The organism is Haloarchaeobius amylolyticus, assembly GCF_026616195.1.
Lineage (GTDB): Archaea > Halobacteriota > Halobacteria > Halobacteriales > Natrialbaceae > Haloarchaeobius > Haloarchaeobius amylolyticus.
Genome location: NZ_JANHDH010000001.1, coordinates 687739 through 707428, shown reverse-complemented (window position 1 = coordinate 707428; position 19690 = coordinate 687739). Strand labels below are relative to the sequence as shown.

23 protein-coding genes are annotated in these 19690 nt (G+C 67.6%); 7 read left to right on the top strand and 16 right to left on the bottom strand.

Features of this window, described 5'->3' with window-relative positions; all coding sequences use genetic code 11:
• Positions 1 to 15: 15 nt before the first annotated feature.
• The gene (locus NOV86_RS03715) at positions 16 to 753 is read left to right on the top strand and encodes a metal-dependent hydrolase (RefSeq protein WP_267639888.1); all 738 of its coding nucleotides are present in this window, start codon (positions 16 to 18) and stop codon (positions 751 to 753) included.
• A 76-nt stretch (positions 754 to 829) separates the two neighbouring features.
• Here the strand turns inward: NOV86_RS03715 and NOV86_RS03710 are convergent, their stop codons facing one another.
• From NOV86_RS03710 to NOV86_RS03695, 4 genes are all read right to left on the bottom strand, one after another.
• Positions 830 to 1855, bottom strand: coding sequence for a sensor histidine kinase (locus NOV86_RS03710; RefSeq protein ID WP_267639887.1), 1026 nt, complete (start codon positions 1853 to 1855; stop codon positions 830 to 832).
• A gap of 81 nt (positions 1856 to 1936) precedes the next feature.
• Positions 1937 to 2359, bottom strand: a complete 423-nt coding sequence (locus tag NOV86_RS03705; RefSeq protein ID WP_267639886.1) for a DUF8036 family membrane protein — start codon at positions 2357 to 2359, stop codon at positions 1937 to 1939.
• Positions 2352 to 2636: an ArsR/SmtB family transcription factor gene (locus NOV86_RS03700; RefSeq protein WP_368408756.1), complete on the bottom strand. Its 285-nt coding sequence runs from the start codon at positions 2634 to 2636 to the stop codon at positions 2352 to 2354. Before NOV86_RS03700 ends, NOV86_RS03705 begins: the two co-directional genes overlap by 8 nt.
• Positions 2637 to 2758: 122 nt before the next feature.
• The gene (locus NOV86_RS03695) at positions 2759 to 3820 is read right to left on the bottom strand and encodes a hypothetical protein (RefSeq protein ID WP_267639884.1); all 1062 of its coding nucleotides are present in this window, start codon (positions 3818 to 3820) and stop codon (positions 2759 to 2761) included.
• A gap of 229 nt (positions 3821 to 4049) precedes the next feature.
• Here NOV86_RS03695 and NOV86_RS03690 point away from each other — a divergent pair, with 229 nt between their 5' ends.
• Positions 4050 to 4442, top strand: coding sequence for an OsmC family protein (locus tag NOV86_RS03690; RefSeq protein ID WP_267639883.1), 393 nt, complete (start codon positions 4050 to 4052; stop codon positions 4440 to 4442).
• 42 nt (positions 4443 to 4484) lie between these two features.
• Here NOV86_RS03690 and NOV86_RS03685 read toward each other — a convergent pair whose 3' ends face one another.
• The gene (locus tag NOV86_RS03685; protein WP_267639882.1) at positions 4485 to 5336 is read right to left on the bottom strand and encodes a ubiquinol-cytochrome c reductase iron-sulfur subunit; all 852 of its coding nucleotides are present in this window, start codon (positions 5334 to 5336) and stop codon (positions 4485 to 4487) included.
• A 165-nt stretch (positions 5337 to 5501) separates the two neighbouring features.
• Here NOV86_RS03685 and NOV86_RS03680 point away from each other — a divergent pair, with 165 nt between their 5' ends.
• Positions 5502 to 5969, top strand: coding sequence for a DUF5799 family protein (locus NOV86_RS03680; protein WP_267639881.1), 468 nt, complete (start codon positions 5502 to 5504; stop codon positions 5967 to 5969).
• Positions 5970 to 5971: 2 nt separating this feature from the next.
• Here the strand turns inward: NOV86_RS03680 and NOV86_RS03675 are convergent, their stop codons facing one another.
• The 3 genes from NOV86_RS03675 to leuB all read right to left on the bottom strand — a co-directional run bounded on the left by NOV86_RS03675 (position 5972) and on the right by leuB (position 7835).
• The gene (locus tag NOV86_RS03675; protein WP_267639879.1) at positions 5972 to 6115 is read right to left on the bottom strand and encodes a DUF7557 family protein; all 144 of its coding nucleotides are present in this window, start codon (positions 6113 to 6115) and stop codon (positions 5972 to 5974) included.
• Between the two features lie 74 nt (positions 6116 to 6189).
• The gene (locus tag NOV86_RS03670; protein WP_267639878.1) at positions 6190 to 6792 is read right to left on the bottom strand and encodes a class I SAM-dependent methyltransferase; all 603 of its coding nucleotides are present in this window, start codon (positions 6790 to 6792) and stop codon (positions 6190 to 6192) included.
• A gap of 65 nt (positions 6793 to 6857) precedes the next feature.
• The gene (gene leuB / locus NOV86_RS03665; RefSeq protein ID WP_267639877.1) at positions 6858 to 7835 is read right to left on the bottom strand and encodes a 3-isopropylmalate dehydrogenase; all 978 of its coding nucleotides are present in this window, start codon (positions 7833 to 7835) and stop codon (positions 6858 to 6860) included.
• Between the two features lie 460 nt (positions 7836 to 8295).
• On the opposite strand from leuB, the gene NOV86_RS03660 reads away from it, so the two are divergent.
• From NOV86_RS03660 to NOV86_RS03650, 3 genes are all read left to right on the top strand, one after another.
• Positions 8296 to 8871 carry a hypothetical protein gene (locus tag NOV86_RS03660; protein WP_267639876.1) on the top strand — a complete coding sequence of 192 codons (576 nt, stop codon included), beginning with the start codon at positions 8296 to 8298 and terminating at the stop codon, positions 8869 to 8871.
• A 64-nt stretch (positions 8872 to 8935) separates the two neighbouring features.
• A complete protein-coding gene (locus NOV86_RS03655; RefSeq protein WP_267639875.1) occupies positions 8936 to 9643 on the top strand; it encodes a class I SAM-dependent methyltransferase in 708 nt (235 codons plus the stop codon).
• A gap of 45 nt (positions 9644 to 9688) precedes the next feature.
• A complete protein-coding gene (locus tag NOV86_RS03650; protein ID WP_267639874.1) occupies positions 9689 to 10936 on the top strand; it encodes an acyl-CoA thioester hydrolase/BAAT C-terminal domain-containing protein in 1248 nt (415 codons plus the stop codon).
• A 45-nt stretch (positions 10937 to 10981) separates the two neighbouring features.
• On the opposite strand, the gene NOV86_RS03645 is transcribed toward NOV86_RS03650, so the two are convergent.
• The 8 genes from NOV86_RS03645 to NOV86_RS03610 all read right to left on the bottom strand — a co-directional run bounded on the left by NOV86_RS03645 (position 10982) and on the right by NOV86_RS03610 (position 18860).
• Complete coding sequence (locus NOV86_RS03645; protein ID WP_267639873.1) at positions 10982 to 11440, bottom strand: SRPBCC family protein; 459 nt, start codon at positions 11438 to 11440, stop codon at positions 10982 to 10984.
• Between the two features lie 134 nt (positions 11441 to 11574).
• On the bottom strand, positions 11575 to 12201 hold the full coding sequence (gene leuD / locus NOV86_RS03640) for a 3-isopropylmalate dehydratase small subunit (RefSeq protein WP_267639872.1): 627 nt from the start codon (positions 12199 to 12201) through the stop codon (positions 11575 to 11577).
• Positions 12194 to 13621, bottom strand: coding sequence for a 3-isopropylmalate dehydratase large subunit (gene leuC, locus NOV86_RS03635; protein WP_267639871.1), 1428 nt, complete (start codon positions 13619 to 13621; stop codon positions 12194 to 12196). The genes leuD and leuC overlap by 8 nt, the downstream gene beginning before the upstream one ends.
• Before the next feature lies 1 nt (position 13622).
• On the bottom strand, positions 13623 to 13889 hold the full coding sequence (locus tag NOV86_RS03630) for a DUF7989 family protein (protein WP_267639870.1): 267 nt from the start codon (positions 13887 to 13889) through the stop codon (positions 13623 to 13625).
• Between the two features lie 4 nt (positions 13890 to 13893).
• A complete protein-coding gene (gene ilvC, locus NOV86_RS03625) occupies positions 13894 to 14937 on the bottom strand; it encodes a ketol-acid reductoisomerase (RefSeq protein ID WP_267639869.1) in 1044 nt (347 codons plus the stop codon).
• A complete protein-coding gene (gene ilvN / locus NOV86_RS03620) occupies positions 14934 to 15533 on the bottom strand; it encodes an acetolactate synthase small subunit (RefSeq protein WP_267639868.1) in 600 nt (199 codons plus the stop codon). The genes ilvC and ilvN overlap by 4 nt, the downstream gene beginning before the upstream one ends.
• A complete protein-coding gene (gene ilvB / locus NOV86_RS03615) occupies positions 15530 to 17302 on the bottom strand; it encodes a biosynthetic-type acetolactate synthase large subunit (RefSeq protein ID WP_267639867.1) in 1773 nt (590 codons plus the stop codon). Before ilvB ends, ilvN begins: the two co-directional genes overlap by 4 nt.
• A gap of 313 nt (positions 17303 to 17615) precedes the next feature.
• The gene (locus tag NOV86_RS03610) at positions 17616 to 18860 is read right to left on the bottom strand and encodes a LeuA family protein (RefSeq protein WP_267639865.1); all 1245 of its coding nucleotides are present in this window, start codon (positions 18858 to 18860) and stop codon (positions 17616 to 17618) included.
• 370 nt (positions 18861 to 19230) lie between these two features.
• On the opposite strand from NOV86_RS03610, the gene NOV86_RS03605 reads away from it, so the two are divergent.
• A complete protein-coding gene (locus NOV86_RS03605) occupies positions 19231 to 19686 on the top strand; it encodes a ferritin-like domain-containing protein (protein ID WP_267639864.1) in 456 nt (151 codons plus the stop codon).
• Positions 19687 to 19690 lie beyond the last annotated feature (4 nt).

The following is a 19690-nucleotide window of genomic DNA, read 5'->3' as shown; positions in this document are numbered from 1 at the left end:
GTAGTACCAGACGCCATGCAACTTACCTGGTACGGCCACTCGACGTGGCTCGTGACGGTCGGCGACACAGAGCTGCTCATCGACCCGTTCTTCGAGAACCCGAAGACGTCGACGGACCCCGAGGAGCTCGACCCCGACTACCTCCTGCTCACGCACGGCCACGCCGACCACATCGGCGACGTGGACCGCTACGAGGGGACGAAGCTGGTCGCCACGCCGGAGGTCGTCGAGTACTGCCGCGACGAGTTCGGCGAGTACGAGGCCGTCGGCGGCATGGGCATGAACCTCGGCGGCACCGTCGAGTGCGGTGACGCCTACATCACGATGCACCGTGCCGACCACACCAACGGGATGGACACCAGCTACGGCACCTCCGGCGGGATGCCGGCCGGGTTCATCATCTCCGACACCAAGCCCACGCAGGTCGCGGACGAGGACTCCCAGACCTTCTACCACGCGGGCGACACCTCGCTGATGACGGAGATGCGCGACGTCATCGGCCCGCACCTCCAGCCCGACGCCGCGGCCGTGCCCATCGGCGACCACTTCACCATGGGCCCGTGGCAGGCCGCCATCGCGGTCGACTGGCTCGACGTGGACTACGCGTTCCCGATGCACTACGACACGTTCCCGCCCATCGAGCAGGACCCGCAGGACTTCGTGAAGGAGGTCAAGGCGACCGGCAGCGACGCCGAGGTCGTCGTCCTCGAGGGCGACGAGTCCTGGGAACTGCCCGGGAGCCCGCTGGACTGATCGGCGGTCGCCCCGCCGAACACCCGGTCGACGCGACCACATCGCTTCTTTCCCGGTTCACCGACCGATTCGTCCCTCACGCGAGATAGGTCACACCGGTCACCTCGATAGAGAGTCCCGCATCCGACGGTGACTCGACCGCGATGTCCCACCCATGCGCGGTCGCGATGTCCTCGACGATGCTCAGTCCGAGGCCCGTCCCGCCCTCCTTCGTCGAGTAGCCGGTCTCGAACAGCCGGTCTGTCTCCGCGTCGTCGAGGCCGGCCCCGTCGTCGGTGACGGTGAAGCCGTCGGTGGTCGACGCGACCTGGACCCTCACGTCGGCGCCCCCGTGCTCGATGGCGTTGTTGAGCAGGTTCTCGAAGAACTGGGCGAGCCGACCCCAGTCCGCTTCGACCCGACCCTCGGCGTCGTTGACGAGTGTCGCCTCCGCCGTCTCGACGTTCCGCCACGCCTCGTCGACCACGTGGGAAAGCGGGACCGGGGCCATCTCCTCACTGCGGCGACCGTCGCGCGCGAGCGTGAGGAGCTGGCTCGTCAGCGAGTCGATCCGGTCGAGGCTCTCTGCCGCCACCGTGAGGTGCTCGCTGTCGTGCTCCTCCGCGGCCATCTCGATGCTCGCGGTGGCGACGCTCAGGGGGTTCCGGATGTCGTGGGAGAGGACCGACGCGAACTGTTCGAGGCGCTCGTTCTTGCGTTCGAGTTCGCGCTCGCGGGTCCGCTGGTCGGTCACGTCGCGGTAGAGCCACAGGTTCGCCTCGCCGTCGGGGAGTTCGTAGGGGACGTAGGTCCGCTCGACGATGCGGCCGTCGTCGAGTTCGAGCGCCTCGCCGTGGACCGGCTCGCGACGCTCCAGTACGTCGTCGAGGCGGGACAGGAACGGCTCGTCGTCGGCGAAGGTATCGGCGGCGTCCCGGGCCGCCCGGGCGCAGTCACGGCCGACGAGTTCGTCCGGTGGCTGGTCGATGTCGAGGACCTCACAGAGGGCCTGGTTGGCGACCACGACGGTGCGCGATTCGTCCTCGACGAGGACGCCGTAGGGCAGGTTCTCGACCAGCGTCTGGAGGACCACCGCCGAGGACGTCGCCTCTGACTCTCCCATCTCATCAGTCAGTTGAATCGTCGTGTGATTAATGCTTCCGGCTAGGTGTGTTGCACACCGCGGTTGCCGGGGGTCTCGCCGCTACTCGTAGCTCTGGTGGAGCAGTATCAACACCGCGATACTGGCGAACACGTCGGGGATGAACGCGAAGGGGCCGATGCTCGCGGCCAGCCCCTGCCGGAAGCCGCCGAAGACGATTGCGACCAGCGGGACCGACGTGATGGCGTACAGCAGCAGTGAGAGACAGAAGATGATGAGACTCAGCGTGAAGCGGTTCGGCAGCTCCCGGTACACCGTCAGGTAGTTGGCGGTCAGGGCGACGAGCAGGACGACCGTGAACGTCGAGACGAACGTCTTCACGAGCAACTGGAGGGCGATCTCGGGGTTCGACCCGAGCGGGAGCCGCCGGACGACCCGGACGAACACCAGCGTCGAGATGACGGCGATGACGAAGGCGACGACCGCGACCGTCAGCGTCCGCCGGCCCGCGCGCGACTCAGACATCCACATCACCCAGGTCCGCCTGGTCGGCGATCTCGTCGAGGACGTCCATGTTCGCTTCCATCTGGTCGGTCAGAAAGTAGGTCTTGCCGTAGTCGTCGCCCATGGTCATCAGTACGTTGTTCTCGGTCAGTAGCTCGAGGTGGTGCTGGACCGTCTTGTAGTCGAGGTCGAGCGCCTTCGAGAGCTGGTTGGTGTTCATCGGTCTCTGGTCGAGTGCGTAGACGATGCGCAGGCGGTTCCGCCCCCCGCGCGCACCGCCGATGAGCCACCAGAGCACCTTTCGCATCGATGTCTGTCTCCTGTACCGCGAAAACGGTAATAAGTCACGGGGGTCGCTGGCGGGTCGGTACCGGGGCCCGGCTGTCGGGTCGGGGGCGGTGGAGGGCCGTCACGGTAGCGTCAGGCGGGGGCGACGGGGCGCGCGCTTGCCTCGCCAGCAGACTCCTCGTCGGACAGTTCCTCGGCACGTTCCCTGATGTACTCGCGGACCTCGGCCCACGAGGCGCCGTCGTTTCGGAGGTCACGGGCCTCGGTGAGGGCCGTCCGTATCTCCTCGCGGGTCAGGTCGGACTCGTCGTGCAGGTGGTGTGCGACCCGCTTCACGGCCGCCCTCTTGCGGTCGTCGGTGGTGTACTGTCTCACCGTCTCGCGGACGGCCTGCCTGACCTCTGCCCGGTCCGCACCGTTCTCGCGGAGGTCGCGGGCGGTGGTGACCACGTCACGGACCTCCTCGCCGCTGAGTCCGTACCGGTGGGCGAGGTCGTGGACCTGCTTCACGTGGTGGAGCTTCTGGCGCCAGTCGGTACGGTCGACGCGCTGGGCGTCGAACTCGCGGAGGTTCGCCCGGACCGAGTCCTGGATGTCGTCCCAGGTCGCGCCCTTCTCGAACAGCGCGCGGGCCTCGGCGACGACGAGCCGAGCCTCGGACTCGCTCAGGTCGAACCGCGCCAGCAGGTGCTCGTACCGGGCCTGCCAGAGGCGGTCCTCGAGGGCGGTCGTGTCGACGCCGTAGTCCTGCAGTTGCCGGACGACGGCGTGCTTGATCTCGGGGATGGCCTCGCCCTCGTCGTACATGGTCACGACCATCGTCGTCAGTTCGTCGAGCTGGGCGTCGGTCAGGTCGTAGTGTCCCTGCAGCCTGTAGAGGACGCGGAGCTGGGACTTCTCGCGGATGTCGCGCTCGTCGACGCCGTACTGGCGCAGCGAGTCCACGACCTCGCGGCGTATCTCGGCGGCGCTCGCACCGTCTGCCTGCATTCGCTCGGCCTCGGCCACGATGGCGTCGACCTGGTCGTCGCTCAGGTCGAACAGGCCGAGGTACCACGCCAGTTCGGCGCTCCAGTCGCCGGTCGGTTCGGGTGCGGTCGTCGTCTCGTCGGGCGTCGCCCCGACCACGCCGAAGACACTCGACGTGAGGAGCAGGGCGGCGAACCCGACCGCGGTCAGCGTTCGTCTCTTCATGTCTGAACCTCGGCCTGACAGAGCCCGGACCTGCTAAAGAGCGTTCGCCGAGATTACAGGAAAGTCGACCACAGGTTAGACCCAATTTCGTCCCAGGGCAGTGCCAGAATCGGCCGAAGTCTGGCGGTTCTTGGTCTGCGCACCGCGCGCCAGGAGGTGTCGGAGACACCGGACAGCGACCACCGCGAAGCCAAGGCTTACCTCGGTTCCGTGAGACGTATGGAGTGCAATGTCCAAGGAAGTCCGCACCATCTCCGAGGAGGGGTTCAGCGCCACGAACGAGATCCGCGATTTCGAGACGACCATCGACGCCACCGGTGAGGACGCGCCGGACACACTGGAGAGCCTGCTGGCCTCCTACGCGGCGTGTTTCGTCCCCGCGCTCCGCGTCGCCGCCGAGCAGCGACAGGCCGGCGAGCTCGGGCGCGTCGAGATCCACACCACGGGCGACCTCAACGAGGACGACAAACTCGACGCCATCACCTTCGACGTGAAGGTCGAGAACGAGGTCGGCGACAAGGCCGACGCCGTCGTCGAGCGCGCCGAGGCCCTCTGCAAGGTCCACGACGCGCTCAAGGAGAGCCTGCACGCGACGGTCGAACTCGAAGACGGCGCGTTCTGAGGTAAGTGGCGGGTCTGGGGGGTGACTACCCCCGACCCCGTCTCACTCGTCCGGCCGCGGTAACGCGATGTACGTCTTCTCGACGACCTCGAAGGGATCGTACACCGACTGGTGGCAGCCACAGTAGCTCTTGTTCGCGGCACCGAACTTCGGCGCGTCGCCGCTGTCCTTGAACCCGGGGATGCAACAGAAGTGGGTACACTTGTTCAGGTAGGCGATACAGCCCTTCACGGTCGAGGCCGCCAGCCACTCGTCCTCCTCGGCGGCCGCCTCGATGCGCGGACTCCGGATGACCTGGACGGGGAGCGTCTCCTCGGAGGGGACCGAGTCCGCCTGCGAGCGCCAGTTGCAGGTCGCGGGCTTCCCGTAGCCGGGGTCGCCGATGTCGTTCGTCCAGTCCTCGTAGGGTTCGAAGTCCTCGGGGTGGACCTTCGCGCCGCCCTCGACGGATTCGCGCTGCCAGCCGTAGGTCGTCGCGGGGTCGTACCGGATGTAGTTGTCGTGGTCGGCGTCCGGCCGGATGTTGCGGTACGTCTGGACACCGCAGTACTGGAACCACCGCGAGGAGTAGGTGACACCGGCGATGTCCGTCTCGGCGACCGTTATCTCGGTGCCGTCCTCGAGCGTTCTGGTCTCGGCCTCGGGCCAGACGCCCTTGATGTAGCCCTCGTCGTCCGTCTCGAGGGGTATCTGGGGGAGGCCGCGGGGGGCAGGCCCGGCGGTGTTCCGGATGGCACGGTAGGTCACGGACCCGCCGCCCTTGCCCACGTCGGTCGTGCTGGTGTTCACCGCGGCCGCGCCGGCCGTCGTGATGGCGGCCATCGAGGAGCCACCGACGACGCCCTTGACGAACCGTCGTCTATCGGTCTCGGGAGGGTACTTGTCTTCGTCCATGAGGGGACCATCTCGCAATCGCGATGGATGACAGACGTAAGTATTGCCTGATTCTCACGGCCTGTCAAACGGCCGAAAACTTATGTATTCGAAGTGAAAATACTGTGGGGTCGACACCCTGCCCGAGACACAATTCTGATACGTACCCTTCCCGAACTACCGGCCATGGCAAACTGGCAGGACACCATCGTAGGCGACCGGATGACCGTCGACAAGGAGTTCACGCAGGAGGTCCTCGACTCCGAGTTCACGAACCAGGAGTGGGACCTCATCATGAGCGCCATCGAGTTCGAGATCGAGAACCCGGAGAACCCGGAGCAGGCACGCATCGTCGCCAACGACGAGAAGCTCTCGGCCGTCATCCCCGAGTTAGAGCGCATCTCCCAGCAGATGCAGGGCATGGGTGGCGCACCCGGCGGTGCTGGTGGTGGTGGCGGCGGCGGCGGTGGTGGTGGCCTGTTCGACTCCGTGAAGAACGCCCTCGGGATGGGTGGCAGCGACGAGAAACGCGAGGCGGAACGGTCCGAGGCGGCGAGCAGGCTGGCGACAGAGTACGCCGAGACCCTGCAGGCACACCTCGAGTCCAAGGGGCGCTGGGAGTCCGTCTGCGCCCGCGCCGCGAAGTCCGAGTAGAATCAGTCCCCTGCGTGGAACAGGGTCCGCTCGCTCGCCTCGTAGATGTTGATGAGTTCGGTGATGAGTTCGTCGTCTGTCTCGTCCTCCTCGCGGAGGGCGTCGAGTCGTTCCTGCGTCCTCTCGCTGATCTCGATGGTCGGCATACGGGTAGAGATACGACCGCGAGCCGATTAAATCTCATCCCGGTCCGCTGGTGACTCGCCCCGTCCCGGAGCACTCACCGGGCGTCCGACCCCGGGGCCGCGCCCGTCTCGCCGGCGAGCACCTGCAGCCAGTCCGGCTTGGCCTCGACCGCGACCGCGTCGAAGCCGTTCTCGGCGAACAGGGTCCGGACTTCTTCGACGGTGTAGCGCTCGAAGTAGCGCCCGTCCTCGGCGTAGCCGCTCTCGGTGCCGCGCTTGAGCGTCACCAGCGCCACGCCGTCGTCGGCGAGGACGCGGCGGAACTCGCGGATGGTCGCCGGGACGGCCTCGCGGGGGACGTGCAGGAGGGAGGCAGACGCCCAGAGCCCGTCGAAGTGTCCCGACGCGAACGGCAGGTCGCGCATATCGCCGCGGACGTACCGACCCTCGGGCACGGCCTCGCGGGCCGCCTGCAGGAAGGACCCCGTGCGGTCGAACCCGACCACGTCGAGGCCGCGGTCCGAGAAGACCGCGGTGTCGGCACCGGGGCCACAGCCCACGTCCAGCACGCACGGTCCGGAGAGGGCGTCGAAGAACCGCTCGCCGTACAGGTCGGCGACGGATTCGGTCTGGTACTTCTCGACGAACGCGTCGCTCTCGCCTTCGTAGACGGATTCGGTGCGGGAGACCTCGTCCATACCTCGGTGTCAGAACAGTGATTGAAAGTGGTACCGGTTTCGAGGCCGGTCCCCACAGCGCCGGCTCAGAGCCGGTCGACGATGGCCGCGGTGACCTCCTCGGTGGTCGCGTCGCCGCCGAGGTCGGGGGTGTTCGGACCCTCCGCGAGGGTCTCCTCGACCGCGTCGCGGACGCGCTGGCCCTCCTCGTCGTAGCCGAGGTACTCCAGCAGCATCGCCGCCGAGAGGACGGTCGCGCCGGGGTTGGCGACGCCCTCGCCCGCGATGTCGGGGGCGGTCCCGTGGACCGGCTCGAACAGGGCGTTCTCCGGGCCGATGTTCGCGCTCGGGAGCAGGCCGAGGCCGCCCACGAGGCCGGCCGCGAGGTCGGAGAGCACGTCGCCTGCGAGGTTCGGGCAGACGACCACGTCGAACTGCGTCGGGTCGAGACAGACGTGGGTCGCGAAGGCGTCCATCAAGACCTCCTCGGTCTCGACGTCGTTGGCCTCGGCCACGTCGACGACGGTGTCCCGGAAGCGCCCGTCGGTCTCGCGCATCACGTTCGCCTTGTGGGCGACGTGGAAGCCGTCGAGGCCGCGCTCGTCGACGTACTCGCAGGCGTACTCGGCGAGCTGGGCCGACGCCGACGAGGTGACGACGCGGGTCAGCGTCGAGAGGTCCTCGGAGAGGCGGTCCTCGTGGCCGGAGTAGACGCCCTCGGTGTTCTCGCGGAGGAAGACGAGGTCGGTCTCGGGGCGCAGCGCGTCCACGCCCGGGTACGCACGCGCCGGGCGCACGTTCACGAAGGAGTCCACGATGTCCCGCAGCGGGAGGATGACGTCGGCCGCGGTCTCGCCGGCCGCGCCGAACAGCGTCGCGTCGGCACGCGCCGCGAGCTCTCTGGTCTCCGGGGGGAGTGCCTCGCCCGTCTCTGCCTTCGTCGCGTCGCCTGCCTCACCGTACTCGAACTCGAAGTTGCCGACCGCGTCCAGCACCTCGACGGCGGCCGGGACGACCTCCTGCCCGATACCGTCGCCGGGGATGACGGCGATGTGTTCGCTCATTGGACGCGAAGACGGTAGGCCGGGGGGAAAGGTATTCGGTATCGGCAGATGTTCTCCGGGGCTGTCGGTGCGGCCGACGCGGGCGCTCTTCGCCCGGTCTCACCCCAAGACTTTTGTCCCCGGGCATCGAATTATTAAATGCAGAGACAGTGCGAAATTAAATCGCCAGTTTCTTGTATCAGTCTCCAGTAGCTACTTCTCCGGAGCACGAGCCTCCGGTGTTCGGCCGCATCACGGCCGGTGACGCACGCGACGACGACAGCACCACTCCCGACGAGCCGCCGCCACTCCGACAATCGACAGGACACATGAGAGACATCTCCGCCGGTTCCAGGTCCCCAGCTGACGCACGCCCTCCGGTCCACCCCGGTCGAGAGAACCGGGTCGTCACAGCAGACGGCCACTCGACGCTCCGGCGATGACGGGAGCACCGCCCGCGAACCAGCGACACACTGCACACATGTCCGACCACGCCACACCACCCGCGACCGACGTACCGCCCACCTTCGAGCAGTTCTCCGACCTGCAGTCCCTCGCCGACGAGGTCGACGCCGACTACCGCGAGACGCCCAACGACCACGAGAGCGAGAGCCACTGCGAGGCCGAATACGCCGGCCGTGCCATCGCCGGTATCACCGACGAGCAGGGCCGACTCCTGCTCATGGTCCACGAGCCCTCCGGTAAACCCCTCATGCCCAACGTGAAGGTCGAAGGCGACGAGGCGTGGCTCCCGCCCGCACTCGCGGAGATCGACCACCTGGTCGGCCTCGCGGTCGAGTTCGCCGGCACCGAGCGGATTCGCCGGGTCGACCACCACATCGAGGGCTCCGACGAGGTCTTCGAGTCCACGACCCACGTCGTGTTCCGCGCCGTCCCCGCGGCGGGACCCGAAGACCGCCCCGAACCCAGCCTGAACCCCGACGCCATCGAGAACGACGACGTCGACCCCGGTGACTTCACCGTCGACTGGTTCGCGTCGATTCCCGGCGACGAGTCCGGGATGGTTGAGGCCGACGCCGCGCTGTTCCTCGAGTGAGCACCACCGACCCCACCCACACCAGCAGGGCCGAACCGCCCGCACACCGTCCCCACCCACCACCATGACAGCGACAGACCAGACCCACCCCGACACCATCGACTGGAACCGGTACTGGACCGACGCCGACGACGAGGCCCGCGAGAGTGCGACCCCGAGCGCCCACCACATGCGCGAGCTACTGGCCGACTTCGTCGCCGCGAAGGGCGTCCCCGACACGGTCGCCGACGTGGGCTGTGGCCCCGGCGTCCTCACCTTCGACCTCGCGGAGCGCCACCCCGAGACGACCGTCCTCGGCTACGACGCCGCCGAGTCGATACTGGCCGAGAACCGGACTCGCGCCCGCGAGGAGCAACTCGAGAACGCGCGATTCGAGCAGGCCGTCCTCCCCGACTTCGACCCCGACACCGGGTTCGACCTCGTGGTCTGCTACGGGACGCTCTGTTACGTCCCAGAGTCCGAACAGGCACTCCAGGCCCTCTACGACGCGGTCGCGCCCGGCGGCCACCTCGTGCTGGGCTACATGAACAGCCGCGCCGCGGCCCACCATCGCCGGCTGCAGGCGGCCGACCCCGACGACCTGGACCACGAGTTCGACCCCGACGCTCACCGCGAGCGCTTCGGCCTCGTCATGCGCGAGGAGAGCACGCTCTCCTACCGGCAGATTCACGACGCCCTCGGCACCTGGCCGCGCAGTTTCTGGGAGGTCACGGAGAAGCCCGAGCAGCGCTGGGCGTGGGACCACGTGCCCTCGGTCTGGCTGCCGAAGTGAATCGACCCGACTGCACCGCCCGCGACCGACCGCACCACCCCATCCATGACGGAGAAACCGCCACAGCACGACCCGAGCACCGACGCCGCAAGTGACCAGCAAGCCCTCGCCATCCACGCCCCCGAGACCAGCCATACCGACGAGCAGATCTCCATCCGACTGACCGGCCTCATCCCCGGCGAGTCAGTCGAGTTCATCGCCTCCCTGACCGACGACGACGGCGTGGAATGGTACTCGGAACTGACCCTCCGGGCCGACGCCGAGGGTGCGGTCGACCTGTCCCAGCAGGCCCCCGAGACCGGCAGCTACGACGGCTGCGAGCCCATGGGCTGGCTCTGGGCGATGGACAACGACGCGGACGAGGCCTACCCCGCACTCGGTGCAACCCCGACCGTCGAGGTCGAGTTGCGAGCGACGACCGACACCGGGGAAGCGACCCGGTCCACCACCCGCGTCCTCTACGACCCCGGCATCACCAGCCGGCCCGTCGACCGCGAGGACGTCGTCGGCACGCTGTTCGAGCCGCCGGGAGACGGTCCACACCCCGCGATTCTGGACCTCCACGGCTCGGCCGGCCGCCTCGGCACCCGCCGGGCGAAACTCCTCGCCGACCAGGGTTACGCCACGCTCGCCATCGACTACTTCGGCGAGGGCGACCCCATCCCCGGCGAACACCGGAACGTCCCACTGGAGTACTTCGATTCGGCCCGGGACTGGCTCCGCGAGCAACCGGGAATCGACGCCGAGCGCGTCGGGGCCTTCGGCGTCTCCCGCGGTGCCGAACTCGCCCTCCTGCTCGGGTCCCGCCGCGACTGGGTCGGCGTCGTCGTCTCCTACGCCGGGAGCGCCCTCGCGTGGGACACGCCCTGTGGCGAACCGGCGTGGACCGACGGCGGCGACCCAGTCCCTCACATCGTCGCGGAACCGACGCCCGGCGCGAGCATCGAGCAGGGCCTCGACGACGGTGAAATCGAGCGCGCCGTCTCGCGGGTCGAGAACACGGACGGGCCGATACTCCTGCTCTCCGGTGGCGACGACGAGGTCTGGCAGTCGCGCTACCTCGCCGAGCTGGCCATCGACCGCCTCGACCGCCACGACTTCGCACACCCTTACGAGCACCTGACCTACGACGGCGTCGGCCATTACATCGGGACCCCCTATCAGCCACTCTCGGGTGTTGGTCCTGCCGAGGTCGCGAAGGCCACGGCTCGCGCCAGCGAGGATTCGTGGCCGCGGGTGCTGGAGTTCCTCGAGAAGGGGCTCGGCTCTGCCCGAGGCACTCGCGATGGGTGACAGAGGCCGCGGGTGAACCGCGAGAACAGGTAGGTCCGGCGCCGGTCAGGATGTGTCGACGCTGTCGGACTCGAGTATCGCCTTCAGGTTCTCCCCCTCCTCTCTCATGTGCGTCCTGACGGCGTCGAACTCGCGCCGGTTGAGGCGCGCACCGATCGGCCCGGTCCGGACCTTGATTCGTTGCGTGACTTCACAGCCGTCCTCCTGCGGGTCGAAGGTGAAACTGATCGACGGCATGAGGAGCCCGACGAGCAGCGAGGTCGGCTTGAACTCGATGTATCGGTCCGGGTCGACCTCGACGAATCGCACGGTTTTCTGCTGGGTCTTCCCGGCGATGCGCTCCTCGAAGTACGCTTCCGTTCCCGGTTCCAGCCCGTCGCCATCGACCCACCTGAACTCGACGTGGTCGGGATGCCACCGCTCGTAGTTCGCGTCCATCCGTTCGAAGAATCGGTAGACGTCGCCCGGGGACGCGTGAATCCTCGTCGTTTCCGCCAACAACATCTCGATATCTCTAGTCGACCCCCGACGAGATAGCTGTTCGTCCGGTATCTCCGGTCGATTTCTACCGGGTGTTCCCTGACGTGACTGAATCGCCACACCGGGGACGTCCGTCGAAACAGACAGTGAAAACGAGTTCAGACCCGCTTGCCGTCCTCGACGTACGGCAGACTCTCCGCCGTCTCGGAGACCGCCTGCGCGTTCGCCTTCATCAGCGCCGTGGTGTCCCAGACGCCCTCGACGAGCGCCTTTCGCTGGGCGTCGTCGACGGTCACGTCCACGGTGGTATCGCCGTAGGTGACCGTCTCGTTCGCCACGTCCACGTCGATGTCCTCGTCGGGGTGCTCGTCCACCCAGTCCTGGATGGCCTCGACCGTCTCGGTGTCGGCCGTGACCGTCGGGATACCGAGCGCGAGGCAGTTGCCCGCGAAGATCTCCGCGAAGGACTCGCCGACGAGCGCGTCGATACCCCAGCGCATGAGCGCCTGCGGGGCGTGCTCGCGCGAGGAGCCACAGCCGAAGTTGGAGTTGACCACGAGGACGTTCGCGCCCTCGAACTTCTCCTCGTTGAAGGGGTGCTCCTTCGGGTTGTCCTCGTCGTCGAAGCGCTGGTCGAAGAACGAGAACTGCCCGAGGCCGTCGAAGGTGACGACCTTCATGAAGCGCGCCGGGATGATCTGGTCCGTGTCGATGTCGTTGCCACGGACCGGGATACCCGTCCCGGAGACGTGTTCGACCGTCTCGGCGGGGCCGTCGTCACTCATTCGTGACCACCTCCGTCTCCTCGACGGTGCGAACGTCGGTCACTTCGCCGTTGATGGCCGCGGCGGCGACCATCCGCGGGTTCATCAGGACGGTGCGGCCGTCCTTCGACCCCTGGCGGCCGACGAAGTTCCGGTTCGACGAGGAGGCACACGCCTCGTCGCCCTCGAGGGTGTCCTCGTTCATGCCGAGGCACATCGAACAGCCGGCGTTGCGCCAGTCGAAGCCGGCGTTCTCGAAGACCTCCTTCAGGCCCTCCTGCTCGGCGGCCTCCTGGACGCGCTGGCTGCCGGGGACGACCAGTGCGCGGACGTCCTCGTGGACCTGCTTGCCCTTGACGATGCTCGCGGCGCGGCGCAGGTCCGGCAGGCGGGCGTTCGTACAGGAGCCGAGGAAGGCCACGTCGATGGGGTAGCCCTCCATCGTGTCGCCGGGTTCGACGCGCATGTGCTCCTGGGCGCGCCGAGCGGTGTCCTGCTTGTCCGCGGGCAGTTCCTCGGGTTCCGGGATGGGCTCGGTGACGCCGACGCCCTGCCCGGGGGTGGTCCCCCAGGTGACGACCGGCTCCAGCTCGGAGCCGTCGATGGTGACCACGTCGTCGTACTCGGCGTCCTCGTCGCTGCGGATGGACTCCCAGTACGCCTTGCGCTCCTCGAAGGCGTCGCCCTCGGGCACCTCGTCGCGGCCCTCCAGCCACTCGTAGGTGGTCTCGTCGGGGTTGACGTAGCCCGCGCGGGCACCGCCCTCGATGGACATGTTGCAGATGGACATCCGTCCCTCCATGTCGAGGTCCTCGATGGCCTCGCCGGCGTACTCGTAGACGTAGCCGACGCCGCCGTCGGTGCCGAGCCGGCGGATGATCTCGAGGATGACGTCTTTCGCCTCGACGCCGTCTGCCAGTTCGCCCGTGACCTCGATCTTTCTCACCTTCTGCTTCTCCATCGCGACCGTGCCCGTCGCGAGCACGTCGCGGATCTGGCTCGTCCCGATACCGAACGCCAGCGCGCCGAAGGCGCCGTGGGTCGACGTGTGGGAGTCGCCACAGACGATGGTCATGCCGGGCTGGGTGAGCCCCTGCTCCGGCCCGATGACGTGGACGATGCCCTGGTCGCCGGTGGTCGGGTCGGAGAAGTCGATGCCGGCCTCGCGCACGTTCTCCTCCAGTTCGGCCATCATCTCCTCGGCCGCGTCCTCCTCGTACGGGCGGGACTGGTCGGCCGTCGGGACGATGTGGTCGACGGTCGCGTGCGTGAGGTCCGGGTAGGCGACCTCCATGTCCCGCTCTCTGAGCATCCCGAACGCCTGCGGGCTGGTGACCTCGTGGATGAGGTGGAGGCCGACGAACAGCTGGTCCTGTCCGGTCGGCAGCGTCGTCACCTTGTGCCGGTCCCACACCTTGTCGTAGAGCGTGCCCTCGGACATCTTACTCCTCTGTCTCCTCGCCTACGCGCTCGCCCCCACGGGCGAAGGTCCGGTCGGTGCCTTCGCCGTCGTCGTGGGGCGGGGTGTGGTCGACGTCTTTCATCTCGGTTCCGGTCAACTCGTCCTCGTCCTCGACGTCCTCGCGCTCGGGGTCGCGGCCGCCGTCGGCGACGATGGTGACACCGTGTTCGAACACGGAGCCCATGCTCTCGCCGGTGTAGGGGTTGGTGTGGCTGACCTCTCGCATCGTTTCGTTGTTCTTGCTCATTGTCTCAGTCGTCTGCTGCGGGTGGTTCCTCGGGCTGTTCGTCTTCCTGTGCCTCCCACGCGAAGAGGCTGCGCAGCTCCTCGCCGACGGCCTCGATGTCGTGGTTCTCCTCGGCCTCCTTGAGCTGGGTGTAGCTCGGGCGGCCCGCCTGGTTCTCGGTGATCCACTGGCGGGCGAACTCGCCGTTCTGGACCTCCTCGAGGACCTCCTCCATCCTCTCGCGGGCGTGCTCGTCGACGATGCGGTCGCCGCGGGTCAGGCCGCCGTACTCGGCCGTGTCCGAGACGGAGTGCCACATGCCGCCGAGCCCGTCCTCGTACATCAGGTCGACGATGAGCTTCAGCTCGTTCAGGCACTCGAAGTAGGCCATCTCCGGGCTGTAGCCGGCGTCGACCAGCGTCTCGTAGCCCTGCTTGACCAGCGAAGTGACGCCGCCACAGAGGACGGCCTGCTCGCCGAACAGGTCGGTCTCGGTCTCCTCCTGGAACGTCGTCTCGATGACGCCGGCGCGGGTACAGCCGATGGCCTGGGCGTACGCCAGTGCCTCGGACTTCGCCTCGCCGGTCGTGTTCTGGTAGACCGCGACCAGGCCGGGGACGCCCTCGCCGTTCTCGTAGGTTCGCCGGACGATGTGGCCCGGCGACTTCGGGGCCACCATCGTCACGTCGACGTCCTCGGGCGGCTGGATCTGGTTGTAGTGGATGTTGAAGCCGTGGGCGAACTGGAGCGTGTCACCGGCGTCCAGCGCGGGCTCGATCTCCTCGAAGACGGCCGGCTGGACCGTGTCCGGCACCAGCACGACCACGACCTCGGCCTGTTCGGCGGCCTCGCGCGGCGTGGCGACGGCCAGCCCGTCGGCTTCCGCGGCGGCGCGCGAGGAGGAGTCCTCGCGCAGGCCGACGACCACGTCGACCCCGCTCTCGTCGAGGTTCTGGGCGTGGGCGTGGCCCTGGCTGCCGTAGCCGAGGACGGCTACCGTCTTGTCTTCGATGTACGTTGCGTCGGCGTCGTCGTCGTAGTAGACGTCTGTGGTGAACTCGTCTGTCATTGTCGTTGTGCGGTGTCGGTGGTGGCTCGCGCCAGTGCGGCGGTACCGGTGCGGGTGATCTCGCGAACGCCGAAGCGTTCGAACGTCTCGATGGCGGACTCGATCTTCTGTCGGCTCCCGGTTATCTCGACGGTGACCGTCTCCTGGCAGGCGTCGACCGTCTTCGCGTCGTACATGTCGGCGACGGCCGAGACCTGGTCCGGGTGGTCGGCGTCGACCTTGATGAGCGCCAGCTCGCGGTTGATGGCGTCGTCGGGCAGCTCGTTGACCGAGATGACCGGCACCAGTTTCCGGAGTTGCTTCTCTATCTGGTCGATGCCGGGGTCGGGCTCCTCGGTGACGACCGTGATGCGGGCCCTCGAGTCGTCCTCGGTCGGCCCGACGGTCAGGCTCTCGATGTTGAACTGCCGGCGGCTGAACAGGCCGGAGACGTCCGAGAGGACGCCCGGCTCGTGTTCGACCAGCACCGAGATGATGGCCCGGCGGGGCTCGTGTTCCGCCTCGACCTCGGGGTCGATGCGGATGCCCTGCTTGTTGCGCCGGCCCTCGGGGCGGGCGCGTTCCTCGGGCGCGGGGCCCTGCAGGCCGCCGCTCATAGGTGGCCCTCCGTCAGCGCGAACTGACCGTTGTCGCCGCCACTCGGAACCATCGGGTAGACGTTCGCCTCGGGGTCGACGTGGAAGTCGACGACGGCGGGCCCGTCGTAGTTCAGGGCCTCGTCGACCGCGTCGGCGACCTCGTCGTAGTCCTCGACCGCGATGCCCTTCGCGCCGAACGCCTCGGCGAGCTTGTCGAAGGCGGGCACCCAGGGGTACTCCGAGGCCATGCGGCGGCCGCCGAAGAAGGCGTCCTGCCACTGGCGGACCATCCCGATGTGCTCGTTGTTCAGCACCGCGACGGTGATGTCGAGGTTCTCGCGGACCGCCACGGAGAGTTCCTGCATCGTCATCAGGAACGAGCCGTCGCCCTCGAAGCAGACGACCTCCTGGTCGGGGGCCGCGACCTTCGCGCCGATGGCGGCGGGCAGCCCGTAGCCCATCGTGCCCAGGCCGTGGCTGGAGACCCAGGTCCGGGGCGTCTTGTACGTCCAGTACTGGGCGGCCCACATCTGGTGCTGGCCGACGCCGGTCGTGACGATGGCGTCGTCCGCGGTCGCCTCGTCGAACGCCTCGACCACGAACTCGGGTCGGAGGGGTTCGTCCTCGGGGGCGTGGTAGTCCATCGGGTACTCGGACTTCCACTGCTGGCAGGTCGCGCGCCACTTCTTCGTCTGGGGCGCCGCCTCGATGGCCTCGTCCAGCTGGTCGAGGACGGTGGCCGCGTCACCGACGAGCGGGTAGTCGGCCTCGACGTTCTTGCTGATCTCGGCGGGGTCGATGTCGATGTGGACGACCTCCGCGTCGGGCGCGAACGTCTCGATGCCGCCGGTCAGCCGGTCGTCGAACCGGCAGCCGACCGCGACGAGGCAGTCCGTCATCGTGATGGCCATGTTGGCGTAACCGGTGCCGTGCATGCCGGCCATCTCGAGGGACAGCTCGTGGTCCTCGGGGAACGAGCCCAGCGCGGGCATCGTCGTGACGACCGGGATGTCGTAGGTCGTCGCGAACTGTCGTGCCTCCTCGCTGGCGTCGCCCTTGATGACGCCGCCGCCGAACAACAGCAGCGGCTTGTTCGCGGACTGGATGGCGTCGGCGGCCGCCTCGACCGCGTCGGGTGCCGCGCTCTCGGTCACCTGGTACGTGTCCGGCAGCTGCGGCGGGCCGGCGTCGGCGTTCGAGTCGGCCTGCGTGATGTCCTTCGGCAGGTCGACCAGCGTCGGGCCGGGACGGCCCTCGCGCGCCAGCGCGAACGCCTCCGAGACGGTCGTGCCGACCGTGTCGGGGTGGCTCGCGAAGTAGTTCGTCTTCGTGATGGGCGCGGTGACGCCGGTCGTGTCCGTCTCCTGGAAGGCGTCGTTGCCGACGAACTCGGTCGGGACCTGCCCGGTCAGGGCGATCATCGGGTCCGAGTCCATCGAGGCGTCCGCGATGCCGGTCACGAGGTTGGTCGCGCCGGGGCCGGACGTGGCCATGCAGACGCCGGGTTCGCCGGCGACGATGCCGTAGGCGTCCGCCGCGTGGGAGGCACCCTGCTCGTGCGCCATCGTGACGTGGTAGATGTCGGAGTGGTACAGGGCGTCGTAGACGGGCATGATGGCCCCGCCCTGGACGCCGAAGGCGAACTCCACGCCGGCGGCCTCCAGCGACTCGATGACGGCGGTCGCGCCGGTCTTCGGGACGGTCGGTTCGGCGTCGGTGTCTGTCTCCGCGCCGGACGATTCACCGGTCGCTGTGCTGCTCGGAGTCGTGCTCGCGCGTTCACTCATGCTTTCGGTCCTGTGGCTGTCGCGTCGAACGCGGCTGGTGTCGGTCGGGAGCGATGCGGGGTGTCGGATGTGTACTGGGACATTGCTGACGTACGTGCTGTCGGCTGTGACTGATGGAACGATGCGGAAACCGGGTCAGGAGAGGGTGGTGTAGGGGCTAGACGGCCCCTACAATCGACAGCGTCCGTACGACAGCACCGCTGCTGGCGAGGCGTGCCCCGTCTGCAGCTGGTGACTGTCTCATTACCGACTGTGTACGACCCCCGGTTCATATAAACCTTGGTGGTGGGGCAGACCTTGCGGGGATGGCCCATCAGGCCCTCACCTCTTCGGTCTCCTCCTCGGTGGGGATACCGATGTCGCGAGCGAACTCGAAGAGCGTGCTCGCGGTGACGCGCTCCTTCTCCGCGCCGTGGTCCTTGACCTTGCGCGTGACCGCGCGTACCTGGGACTCGGTCGGGTCGAACCCGGCCTCGACCAGGTGCTGGCGGACGGCGTGGACGCCGGTGTGCTTGCCCAGCACCAGCTCGCGGCTGGCACCGACCATCTCCGGCGTCATGACGCCCGGTTCGAACGTGTCGGAGTTCTCGATGACCCCGGCGGCGTGGATACCGGACTCGTGGCTGAAGGCGTTGTCGCCGACGACCGGCTTGTTCGCCGGGACCGGCATGTCCGAGCGCGCCTCGACCAGTTTGCTCAGCTCCGTGATGCGGGTCGTGTCGATGCCCGTGTCGGCCTGGTACACCGACTCGACGGCCATGACGAACTCCTCGTAGGCCGCGTTGCCGGCGCGCTCGCCGATGCCGTTCACCGAGACCTGCGCCTGGTGGGCGCCGGCCTCGATGCCGGACAGGGCGTTGGCGGTCGCCAGCCCGAAGTCGTCGTGCGTGTGCACGTCGATGCGAGCCGTGGTGTGCTCGTTGATGGTCTCGATCATGTCGTAGAACCGCCGCGGGGTCGCGACCCCGCAGGTGTCCGGGACGTTGATCCAGTCGGTTCCGGCCTCGGTGACGGCCTCGACCATCTCGATGAGGAAGTCCTCGTCGGTCCGGGTGGCGTCCATGGGCGAGAACATACACTCGACGCCGGCCTCCTTGACGCGGCGGACCGATTCGATGGCTCGCTGTTTCACCTGTTCGCGGGTGGCGTGCATCGAGTCCTCGATCTGGACGTCGGAGGTGCTCACGAAGACGTGAATCATCTCGACGCCGGAGTCGATCGCGGCCTCGATGTCCTTGTCGACGACCCGGGCCAGCCCGCAGGTCGTCGCATCTGTGTACTTGGCGATGTCCGAGACGGCCTCGAACTCGGCGTCGGAGTTGACGGGGAACCCGGCCTCGATGACGTGGGTGCCCATCTCGTCCAGCACAGCCGCTATGTCCCGTTTGTCTTCGTAGGAGAAAGACGTCCGTGGGGACTGCTCGCCGTCCCGCAGTGTGGTGTCGAATACGCGTGCGGTGTCGAATTCAGTTGTGGCGTTCAGTGTGCCCTGGAAGAACTCGATCGCCCTGACTGGTGTCAGAGCGGGTGTCGTGGTGCGACATTGTATCTCACCCAAAGCCCGAACCCATATTTAAACTTGGTGGTGTGACAGGTCGCTGGCGCGCGGCGGAACGTGGCGAACGACCGTCATGAATCACAGAATCGCACGAGGGCGGCGACTACAGTCTGATACATATTCCTTATATTCCTACGAGTCTGCTTGTCCACATCCTGATACGAATGCGGGGCGGGGCTGCAGGTCGTGCCAGTTCGGGGTCGGTGCGACGGGGTGTGTGGCTCGCGCGCACTCCACGTCGTGGTGGCGGGTCGGTTCGACGTCCGTCAGGGGCGTGATGGCGGACCGACCGTCGGTCGCGCCGGCGGTGTACCGCGCCTAGCTTGCCTTTGGCCCCATCGTTATGTCGTTCCCGAGAGAAGATTCACGTATGACAGACCAGCAGGTCGTCGACCTCCTGAAGAAGGCGTACAGCGACGAGATCGAGACGGTGATGAACTACATGACGAACGCCATCGTCCTCGATGGCGTGCGCGCAGAGGAGATCAAAGAGAGTCTGGACCAGGACATCCAGGAGGAGCTGACACACGCGCGCCAGCTCGGCAACCGACTGAAGCAACTCGACGAGGCACCGCCTGGCTCCATGGAGTTCGAGGCCCGGCAGGAGACCCTCCAGCCCCCCGAGGACACGACGGACGTGCTCTCGGTCATCGAGGGCGTCATCGACGCCGAGGAGGACGCCATCGAGACCTACCGCGCCCTCATCGACGCGGCCGAGGCGGCCAACGACCCCGTGACCGAGGACATCGCGGTGTCGCTCCTCGCCGACGAGGAGGCCCACCGCACCGAGTTCCGTGGCTTCCGGAAGGAGTACAGGCAGGACTGACTGC